Origin of the sequence: Colwellia sp. MB02u-9 (assembly GCF_014077085.1) — a bacterium.
Classification (GTDB): Bacteria; Pseudomonadota; Gammaproteobacteria; order Enterobacterales; family Alteromonadaceae; genus Cognaticolwellia.
Map to the genome: position 1 here is coordinate 1 of NZ_JACGVF010000060.1, position 9,794 is coordinate 9,794.

Sequence of the window (9,794 nt, forward strand, 5' to 3'; positions counted from 1 at the left end):
TATGACATCGAAAGTAAAGCGGTAACCATCGAAATGATATCGTATCAATATTCGTATGAAATAGGCACATGGTCTGAACACCCTAATTATAGGTTTATTCAGACTGAAAGGACTATATTCGTATCATTACTGACCTAATAAACTGACTGTTATATCAAATCCAAAATTGGAAAGTGTCAGATTAAATACGATCTACTACAGATTAGGGGGGCAAAAAATTTTAATATAAACAACATGTACTAGCGATAATATGCAGCTATGAATTCACTAAAAATTTGGCATGGATCTTTTGATAGTTAGTCTCTTCAATGCATGATACTTTCTTGCCACAAATCCTGTTTATCTTCAGGCAATTCATCCCTAGTCATAAACACCCGTATTTTGATAGTTTCACCGTCTTTTTTTGAACATTCACAAACCATTAAACCTAACGTATCCATTGACGCAGTTTTCCAATTCATAAAGCTGTCATGGGACTTTTTCTTTCGTGTTAATCGTTTGTCATCTGCTCTTAGTTTTATCATTTGCAGCGCTAAATCAAAACTCACATCACAAGCTTTAGCAAGACGGTAAATTCGAGTGTAAAAAGCTTTATGTTTTCGGAGTGTTTTTTTCATATTCGTTATTCTCTTTTCTTATTCAAATCGTAATAATTAACGATTTATACCTTTGATAACTGCTTAAGCTTTTCAGCCAATATATTATCTTCCACATAAAAAAGCTCTGTATTTTCATCATGATAAATTTCAGGGGATAATTGTTGAAGACTCATGGCGTTGACTAATAATTGTCCCAAACGTAATTCAGGATATTTAGCCATTACAATGGCAATGCTCATTAACAAGTGGCTTTTTACATCATCAATATTACTCTCCATTAAAGCAGAATCCCTTGACGACTCATCATTAATCTCAGTATTTACGGGTATGTTTGATAACATGCCACTGGCAGTTTGCTCCTCATCACAAGCAAACTTGGATTCAAAACTTAACCTGCCAGGCATAAAATCATCATCCGCTATTGGGGCTTCTTCAAAAAAACTGCTCCAACCTTTATTTTCATAAGCACAAATTATATCGGCAAGTTGATGAAGCTCATTACCTTCGGCTGATTGGTACTGTGCATCCCAAAGTTGCTCTACACGTTTCAGCGCAACCGTTAGCCCATTATTATTGGTGATTTTATTTTTCAATAATAATTCCCTTACTGCCAACCTTAAATCGCAGTTATCTTTTAGCTGACCTGCTTTAGTCTTTGACAGGTAAATCACATCAAAAATATTGCTATATTCAAGCTGTTCTTTATCACTACTTTCACTGTATTCAGTAAGGGTATTGCTTTCATCCGTTACTCTGAGAGTGTCGCCACACATATCCGCAAAACATTGTTGGCATAAATCGATTTCAATCTGTTTACCATCGCCATGAATCGAGCCATAGCCACAATGATGCGCTATCGAAAGAAACTCATAATCACTGTCAGCACTTGCTTGTAGACCACAGCCATCACAAACCACTGTTGTTAATTCCTGTGTAGTGACCGTTTTAAACGTTCTCATCACTGCTCCTATTGATTATTGTTAATATTCCACATGATTAATGGCATTAAGTTTATTAACTATTTATTTTTTTATGCCATCTATTTTGCCAAAACTGCTCTGATACGCCCGTTACCTCAGCAAGCTTATTGATTAGGGCTTGAGTCATTACTAATTCATCTTCTCTGAACAGCTCAAACTCTTTTGCTGTTAACCCGAGCTTTTCTTGAGCATGTTTATCGGATAGTTGATGCGTTCTTTGCCAACGAATAAATAAACTAGAAAAGTAAATCCTTCGATTGCTCGGCTCAGCTTTTACTAAATCCTCATCTAATTTTACTGTATAGCAATAAATACTTTTTCCTTGGCCAATACGCAGTGACTTTTCGTGTGCTTTAAGATACAGCTCTCCCTGTTTAATCATTTCTAGTGCGCAATTTTTTATTTCTGGCGCATATAGATCAATAGGAGCGCAATTTATATTGGCCATACCACCATTAACAATGATGTATAGTTGGCTTTCATCTTTTGAATCGACACCAACATGTAACCAATCAGGATGATCAGGTCGTATTAAACGGGATGTAAACTTTTCAACAGACAGCATAATTACCTCAATTCACTTAGCCGTAAAGTTATGGCTTTTTGTCAAACTCAACCAATAAAGATGGATTACTATTTTCAAATCAATCATCTGTTAATTTCATTAGCCATTTCTACTTCATACCGTATCAGTATTAACGGAAAAAAAGCCCTTACTGATAATGCATTGAATTAAAATAATTAACCCCGTCATTTGAAGTAAACCAATTTCTGGCAATGGAAAAATATCGGGTATGATCCAATTCCAAAGAAAATACGCAGGAATAACGGAAATGATCAAATTAAAAATTTTAACCTGTATCGTTAATATCATTACTTCATATAGCTTCATTCAAACCTCTCATTTTTAACATACAGCATAATTACCTCAACTCACTCAGCCCTAAAGCGATAGCTTCTTGCTGAAATCGACCAAAAATATTAACGACTTTTTCATAAGAGCTTGTCAAAAAGTGTTCTTCAACTGTTTCACTAGCTCTGTGAAAGCCCCGATGCTGAATAAGGTCATCAAACCCACCGAGTTCCAGTTCTGTTTTAGACCAAACTTTGCTTACTTTGTCGAAAGTAACAGTGTCAGAAACATCATCACTAATATCCTCTTTAATACGATTGGTCATCTTTTCAAACTTAACCACATCAGCTTCAAAAGGCACATCTTGCTTAACACGATAAGCGTATTCTAATAACTTAGGCTCAGCAGGCATATACATAACAGCTTCTTGGTTTGTTGAATTAGTCATTCTTAGAATTCGACCTAAAATCTGCCTAAAGTGCATTTCTGTTTTGATATTGGTTAAATGACAACAAATCTGTAAACGAGGGATATTGGTTCCTTCGCTGATCATTCCTACTGAGATTATCCATTTAGTTTTGGCATGTCTAAATTGTTGAATTAGTTGGGTAGGCTCATTTTCTTTGTAAGTAACAACAACGGCATCTTCGTTAAAACACTCCTTCATTAATGCTGAAATCTGTTTTGCATGCTCAACTGAAAAAGCGACGATGAGTCCTGCAGCGTCAGTGTTTTTCTGTCTAATCGTATCGAGTTTCTTTTGTGCAGAAGAAATTACATATTTGATGACTTTTTCATTTTCAATAATTTCTTGATACGGAATGATTGATTGCGAAAGTAAGCATTTAAAACTAGTAAATGTTTTTGTTTCCTCAGCATCCACCACTGAAATATTGTTATTATCTATAGCTATAATCTGCGGCACACGACAAACATCATCAGTAATGGCCTCAGAAAGCCCATAAACATAATCACACGATATCTTGTTGCTAGGATGCATATAGTTTGAAAGAACAATAGGAGCAGCGTCAGAGCGCCAAGGAGTTCCGGTTAACGCTAAAGTAAATTTAGCCTTATCTTGAATGTTCAGTATTATCTGTTCACCCCAAGCATTGGCATTCTCAATATTAGATCCCGCACAATGATGAATCTCATCGAATATCACAAAAACTCGATACCGTTCAAATAACTGCCAAAAATTAACATCTAAATACTGTAAGTTTTGATACGTTAAAGATCTCCCTCTAGCGCCTATTAGTCCATCAAAGCGCTCTTGAGTTTTTAATTGTAAGCTTTCACTAAAATCTTGAGAAACAATGGAAGAAGGTGAAAAGCAAATGATTAAATCGACCATATTTTTTTTTAACAATTTATCGGCCAATTCAGAAGCCATCAAGGTTTTACCTGCTCCTGGTGTTGCTAAAGTTAAAAAATGGCTAGTGCCATTTTGGTATTGTGTTAACGCTAAATTAATACACTCAGCTTGCCATTGTCGTAGTTTCATATTTTCTCTAGTGTTTCATCTTGGTTAAGTAAGCCTTCAATAGCCCTTATCTTCCCTAATATTCTCGTATTGTTATCTCTAGCCTTATTGTATTGCGGCTGTAATTCATCAACTAACTCTGGGAACTCTGAATATAACTCTTTATAAGCTTCAGACTCCCCAATATTCAACAGCAGTTCAGCTTTATAATGATTCAATTTACCAAGCAACTTCACTTGCTTGTCACCCTGTTTTTCAGATGAATTTGTTACGTCAAACTGGGCCAGTATTGTTATTGCATTAACATCAAAAGCGTCTGTTTTATTAAATCGGGTAAATCCCTTTTTATTCGATACCAACTTCTTCAACCAACCTTTTTTTACCAGCTTTAAAAGTTCTGCATATATTTTCCGACGAATAGTTGATGATTCTAAAGATGGATCATTTTTTAAAGCTAAATAAGCCAACCTAACATCACTGGTTGTGAAGTGGTTAAAGTTAGCAACAACAATAATTTGAGCCACAAAAGGGTCTAATTTCAAAATAAATCCTATTTAACCTTAAATACTAAAAAGGGTATTATAGGGCGTGGTTCTTTACCACTCAACATGAAAATCTAATCATTTTGCCTAAAGGAAAAATAAGGTGAGTGATTTAGTTAAAGAATTTGGTGAAATGTTGCGGCTAAAACGTAAAGCTGCTGGTTATTCTCAAGAAAGCTTTGCCGCCTATGTTGGGATTGAAAGAGGTAATTACGGCAAGATGGAAAGAGGTGGGGTTAATATTAAATTAGAAACGTTATACAAACTAACTAATGCGCTTAATTGTGAGTTTGAAGAGATAATGCCTTCAAGATTAAAGCATAAAGTTGACCTAGATTAGCTTGTAATCAATGAAATACAAACATTCATTATTTCACCAATAGATTCATTGAAATTTCAGTTTGTTATGTCACAATCATTCACTAGAATGTGAAACTTAAAGTCAATTAGGAAGATTTAATGAGCAATACATCAATCAAATTAAAAATGTACCCCGCAAGTTATGGAGATGCTTTTTTAACTTCAGGAAACGTGCCTGAACCCATAAATATTTAGATAGATGGCGGATATGCAAGCACATACAATAAATACATTCCCCCTGATTTATATGAACTTGCATTAAAAGGCAGCTATTTAAAATTAGTAGAAGCAACACATATAGATGCTGATCATATTCTAGGCCTTATTGAATTTCTTAAGTCTAATGGTTGACCAGGTCACAGGATATAGAAGATAAAAAATATTGATGTGTTTAGGGCTATACATAAGCGTATGAATATTCAATTTATTAGAGTTAAGTAAAGGATTTATAACTATGTTTTTAGCAAATATTAAAATATGGAGTTTTAGAAAATATGGCTCTTCAGGTGAAATAGATTTAACTAAACCTAATTTAGATTTAGATTTTACAAAAGGTCTAAACATTCTTATTGGCGAGAATGATTCAGGTAAAACGGCGATAGTTGATGCTATTAAATTAGTATTAAAAACACATAGTTATGAATGGATTAAATTAGAAGAAGATGATTTTTTTGATTCATCTAACAGATTTAGAATAGAGCTTCGTTTTGAAGATATGGAAGAAGAAGCTTTTCACTTTACAGAATGGCTTGGTTTTGAGGGGCAGGGAGACAAAGTTAAGCCGTATTTAAGAATAATTTACGATGTATCGAGAACTGAACAACGCATATTACCTGCCGATATCTGTGCCGGAGTTGACAATCAAGGTACACCACTAAAAGCTGCTGCTCGTGAATATCTAAAAGCAACTTACTTAAAGCCACTTCGTGATGCTAATCTCGACTTAACACCTAAGAAAAATTCCAGGCTATCAAATATCCTCCAAACACATGAGGCTTTTGAAAATAAAGATGAACATCGATTAGTTTCTCTTTTTCAAGGGTTCAATGAAAACGTCGCTGCATATTTTGAAGGCTTAGATGCCGATAGAGTTCCTCTAAAAGATGATATAAAAGGCAGAGAATTAAAGGATAAAATTGATACTTTCGTGAAATTATTTATTGATGAAAATCATACTACTAATTTTGATGTAACTAGCGCGAATTTAAAGTCAATTTTAGAAAAATTAGAACTGCAAATACAAGATCAAATAAATCCTGGCCTAGGCACTATGAATAAGCTTTTTATGGCGACAGAATTGTTGCACCTAGAAAAAGAAAATTGGACAGGTTTAAGATTAGGCTTAATAGAAGAGTTAGAGGCACATCTGCATCCACAAGCGCAGATGAAAGTAATCGAAGCATTGCAAAATAAGAAAGATATACAGCTAATTTTAACCACACATAGTCCCAATTTAGCATCGAAAGTAAAACTCGAAAACATTATTATTTGCCATAATAAAAATGCTTATCCCTTAAACAATAAATGCACATTATTAGATCCTGATGATTATAAGCATTTAGAACGCTTTTTAGACACGACTAAAGCAAACTTGTTTTTTGCGAAAGGCGTAATTATGGTTGAAGGTTGGTCTGAAGAAATACTCATCCCCGCCCTTGCTAGAAAAATGAAAAAAGATGGTTTAATTACTAAAGATTTAACAGAAGCAGGTGTTTCTATTGTAAATGTTGCTAGCGCTGAGTTTATAAAATTTGCCAAGATATTTTTAAGACAAAAAGAACCTTATCTAAATTTACCTGTTGCTATCATCACCGATGTTGATGTACCAGCTTATGAAAAAGAGTTGGCTGTAGACAGCGAAGGCAAAGCCATTAAAAAAGGTAAAAACAATACGTACAACTATCTCAAGTGCTGTGAAATTGAAGTTACTAAACAATCTTTATTACGAAAAAAAGAAATAGGAAAAAAGTTTGATAATCAATCTACTCAGGTCTTTGTAACTGAAAGCTGGACTTTGGAATATAGTTTACTTATTTCTAGTACTTTAGGGAAACATGTTGAATCTGTTTTATTAGATATGTTTCCTAACATAGATACCTCAAATTATGGGAGCGAATTAGCAAAAAAACTATTAGGGAAAGACATTAAAAAAACTGAATTTTCTTACAAACTTGCAAATTTAATAGACCCTAATTCAGATGATTACGATGCTTCAATAAAACTAGATACAACAGATCAGCCAATTGCTTCTCTTCTGGAGGCAATTAGATATGTCTATAATTAGTATTACTGATGAGGATGTTAAATACGCTGAATCTATTTTATTAAAAGCAGGACAAAAATTCGATGATGAACGAGTTGAGTTCTTAAAGAACTTAAATACGATTGATTTACAGGCCGTCCCGGGTAGTGGAAAGACAACGGTTTTATTAGCAAAACTATTGATTTTTGAACGTTATATGCCTTTCAAAAATGGCTCTGGGATATTAGTGATATCTCATACAAATGCGGCAATAGATGAAATAAAAAGTCGTATTGGTGCCTATTGCCCAAAATTATTCTCTTATCCAAATTTTGTTGGAACAATACAGAGCTTTGTTAATGAGTTTTTAGCTAAACCTTATATTTCTCAAAAATTTAATATCCATATAAATAAGGTAGATACAAATTTATTCGAAAATCATTTGTTAAGTGAATTTAAACGAATTGCTTGGAGTACCGATTACGGTAAACCGACAAGCTTTTTTTGGGGGAGAAATATACAAAAAGCAAAAAAAAAGGCTATTAAGAGCAGTGAAAATGAAAAAGATGTCTGTAATAGAGAGGTAGATAAGGAAATAAGAAATCTTTATTTTGATTATTCTGACAATCAAATAAAGCTAATTACAGATAAAAAATGCTTATTGAAAGATCCTAGTAATAAAAAATATCAAGGTATCAAAAAGGTGATTGAGGATACTTTAAAAAGTGGTTTCCTTTCATTTGAATATGCTTATATCTTTGCCAATCACTTTCTAAAAAATAACGCTATTATACTTAGATTACTTTGACGCAGATTTCAATATATCTTCGTTGATGAAATGCAAGATATGGATGAACATCAGTATCAAATCTTAGAAATGTTATTTTTTGATGGTGGTAATACCAAATCTGTATACCAGCGTATTGGTGATAAAAATCAAGCAATTTTTAATGGCGAAATTAAATTAGATGAAATTTGGATAAACAGAGAAATAGTAAAAGAAATCAATGGTAGTCATCGCCTATCACCCCTAAATGCAAGGCTCACAAATACATTTAGTTTAACAAAATCAAATGTCGTAGGTTTAAATTCTGATAGTAAAATCAAACCAATATTGTTGGTTTATACTCTTGCCAATAAGGAACAACTAATAGCGCACTACACATCAATAATTAATAAATTAGCAGAAGATGGTTTATTCCCGGAGACCTCTTCAAAATCTATTTCCGTTGTAGCATGGGTTACCAGAAAAAAAGACGATGAAACACAAATTACGCTACCTAGTTACTATCCAAACTATAGTCGTGAGCAAAAAAAACCGAAAAGCGAATGTAACTGTTTAGCACAATATTTAATTTTTTTTGAACAGACGAATAACAGTTTAAAACCAATTGCTTCCAATATTAAAAATGCAATTCTGAAATCGCTTAGAGTGGCTAACATTAAAGATGATGATGAAAAGCTATTCAAAGAATCTACGTTTAAAAAATTACTACAAGAAAAATCAACTTTAGATGAAAAAGTAGTTAAATTTGAAAAGAATATTTATTTATGGTCAATCAACGTAATGAGGGGTAACCACAAGCATGTATTAGGTGAAATACAAGCTTATATAATTTCAATTTTTAGTGAGTTTTTCTCACAATACACACCATGTAATAATTTTTTATATGACAACTACGTTATTAATGATATTTCAGTTGCTACTGAAATAGAAGACTGTAACTTAATTTTTAACACTGTTCACGGCGTAAAAGGCCAAACTCATTTAGCTACATTATATTTAGAATCTTTTTATAATAGCGAATATGAATCTACCCAAATGAGTGAAGTGTTTAGTGGTTTAAGTAGTTTGGAGTTAATTAGTACTGTAGAAAATGAAATTACTCAACTAAAGGGAGAAATCATCGAGTTAAATATACTAGGGAAACCAGGAAGTAAAACTAGAGAAAAGAAAATTATTACTTTAAATAACAGAATAGATAATATTAAGAAGTACTCTAAAATGCTGTATGTCGGATTTTCTAGACCAACTCATTTATTAGCTTTTGCTGTAGAAGAAAATAGATTTAATGAATTAGCTATTAATGAAGATGTTTGGGATGTAGCTTACATATAGATAACATTAATTATGATATTGATACTTTCTTTTGTATGTCCATAAAAGCAAGCCACTGCCATACATTAATTGACAGAGTAACAGGTTATTTGTATTTACAGCCGTTAAAAGCGCTTTGACTTCTGTTGTTGTTAATACTGTGGGAAGTTTTGGCGTTACTCGAGATTTATTAAAACGTAATTCAAGGCTGAGCGGTTTTATTAAAATATGTTTATATAAGTAGTTAACCGAATTTAACGCTAATGCTTGAGATTTAGGGGCAAGATTTAAGTTATTTGAAAGGTAACTAAGAAATTTTTCAACTTCTTTATCATGGCAATCGTTTGGATGTATTTTTCCAATAAAGATAATATACGCTTTAATCCAATATAAATAAGACTCAATAGTGCGTTTCGCGTAGCGTCGTGTCCACATAGTTTCTTTGATATGCGAGAGAAATTCAGATTTCATAATCATTCCTTATTAATCTTAAAGATGTACTGTATATAGTCACAGTTTAGCTTCATATCCCGCTTTTATGTATAAAGTGGGATTTAATCTGTCTTTCTACATCGCTATATTCAAAAAGTAAAATTAACGTGTTGAATGTTAATATTAAGTTATGTATATTAATTTG

11 protein-coding genes are annotated in these 9,794 nt (G+C 33.0%); 4 read left to right on the forward strand and 7 right to left on the reverse strand.

What is annotated here, in order from left to right:
- Positions 1-305 precede the first annotated feature (305 nt).
- The 6 genes from H4J65_RS00940 to H4J65_RS00965 all read right to left on the reverse strand — a co-directional run bounded on the left by H4J65_RS00940 (position 306) and on the right by H4J65_RS00965 (position 4,457).
- The gene (locus H4J65_RS00940) at positions 306-617 is read right to left on the reverse strand and encodes a hypothetical protein (protein WP_182194324.1); all 312 of its coding nucleotides are present in this window, start codon (positions 615-617) and stop codon (positions 306-308) included.
- A gap of 44 nt (positions 618-661) precedes the next feature.
- The gene (locus tag H4J65_RS00945; RefSeq protein ID WP_182194328.1) at positions 662-1,558 is read right to left on the reverse strand and encodes a hypothetical protein; all 897 of its coding nucleotides are present in this window, start codon (positions 1,556-1,558) and stop codon (positions 662-664) included.
- A 55-nt stretch (positions 1,559-1,613) separates the two neighbouring features.
- Positions 1,614-2,144 carry a hypothetical protein gene (locus tag H4J65_RS00950; RefSeq protein ID WP_182194331.1) on the reverse strand — a complete coding sequence of 177 codons (531 nt, stop codon included), beginning with the start codon at positions 2,142-2,144 and terminating at the stop codon, positions 1,614-1,616.
- 114 nt (positions 2,145-2,258) lie between these two features.
- Positions 2,259-2,471 (reverse strand): hypothetical protein, encoded by a 213-nt coding sequence (locus H4J65_RS00955; RefSeq protein WP_182194334.1) that lies wholly within the window; start codon positions 2,469-2,471, stop codon positions 2,259-2,261.
- 31 nt (positions 2,472-2,502) lie between these two features.
- Positions 2,503-3,936, reverse strand: coding sequence for a DEAD/DEAH box helicase (locus H4J65_RS00960; protein ID WP_182194338.1), 1,434 nt, complete (start codon positions 3,934-3,936; stop codon positions 2,503-2,505).
- Positions 3,933-4,457, reverse strand: coding sequence for a hypothetical protein (locus H4J65_RS00965; RefSeq protein WP_182194342.1), 525 nt, complete (start codon positions 4,455-4,457; stop codon positions 3,933-3,935). Before H4J65_RS00965 ends, H4J65_RS00960 begins: the two co-directional genes overlap by 4 nt.
- A gap of 103 nt (positions 4,458-4,560) precedes the next feature.
- Between H4J65_RS00965 and H4J65_RS00970 the strand changes: the two genes are divergently transcribed.
- From H4J65_RS00970 to H4J65_RS18255, 4 genes are all read left to right on the forward strand, one after another.
- Positions 4,561-4,797, forward strand: coding sequence for a helix-turn-helix domain-containing protein (locus tag H4J65_RS00970; protein WP_182194345.1), 237 nt, complete (start codon positions 4,561-4,563; stop codon positions 4,795-4,797).
- Positions 4,798-5,271: 474 nt separating this feature from the next.
- Positions 5,272-7,101 carry an ATP-dependent endonuclease gene (locus H4J65_RS00975; RefSeq protein ID WP_182194350.1) on the forward strand — a complete coding sequence of 610 codons (1,830 nt, stop codon included), beginning with the start codon at positions 5,272-5,274 and terminating at the stop codon, positions 7,099-7,101.
- The gene (locus tag H4J65_RS18250; protein WP_182194353.1) at positions 7,088-7,867 is read left to right on the forward strand and encodes a UvrD-helicase domain-containing protein; all 780 of its coding nucleotides are present in this window, start codon (positions 7,088-7,090) and stop codon (positions 7,865-7,867) included. The genes H4J65_RS00975 and H4J65_RS18250 overlap by 14 nt, the downstream gene beginning before the upstream one ends.
- Before the next feature lie 15 nt (positions 7,868-7,882).
- Positions 7,883-9,178, forward strand: coding sequence for a UvrD-helicase domain-containing protein (locus tag H4J65_RS18255; protein ID WP_404851931.1), 1,296 nt, complete (start codon positions 7,883-7,885; stop codon positions 9,176-9,178).
- Positions 9,179-9,184: 6 nt separating this feature from the next.
- On the opposite strand, the gene H4J65_RS00990 is transcribed toward H4J65_RS18255, so the two are convergent.
- Complete coding sequence (locus H4J65_RS00990; RefSeq protein ID WP_259367463.1) at positions 9,185-9,628, reverse strand: site-specific integrase; 444 nt, start codon at positions 9,626-9,628, stop codon at positions 9,185-9,187.
- Positions 9,629-9,794 lie beyond the last annotated feature (166 nt).

Excerpts from the sequence above, each read along its gene's own strand:
- H4J65_RS00940 (WP_182194324.1), bottom strand. The coding sequence starts at position 617 with ATGAAAAAAACACTCCGAAAACATAAAGCTTTTTACACTCGAATTTAC.
- H4J65_RS00945 (WP_182194328.1), bottom strand. The coding sequence starts at position 1,558 with ATGAGAACGTTTAAAACGGTCACTACACAGGAATTAACAACAGTGGTT.
- H4J65_RS00950 (WP_182194331.1), bottom strand. The coding sequence starts at position 2,144 with ATGCTGTCTGTTGAAAAGTTTACATCCCGTTTAATACGACCTGATCAT.
- H4J65_RS00955 (WP_182194334.1), bottom strand. The coding sequence starts at position 2,471 with ATGAAGCTATATGAAGTAATGATATTAACGATACAGGTTAAAATTTTT.
- H4J65_RS00960 (WP_182194338.1), bottom strand. The coding sequence starts at position 3,936 with ATGAAACTACGACAATGGCAAGCTGAGTGTATTAATTTAGCGTTAACA.
- H4J65_RS00975 (WP_182194350.1), top strand. The coding sequence starts at position 5,272 with ATGTTTTTAGCAAATATTAAAATATGGAGTTTTAGAAAATATGGCTCT.
- H4J65_RS18250 (WP_182194353.1), top strand. The coding sequence starts at position 7,088 with ATGTCTATAATTAGTATTACTGATGAGGATGTTAAATACGCTGAATCT.
- H4J65_RS00990 (WP_259367463.1), bottom strand. The coding sequence starts at position 9,628 with ATGAAATCTGAATTTCTCTCGCATATCAAAGAAACTATGTGGACACGA.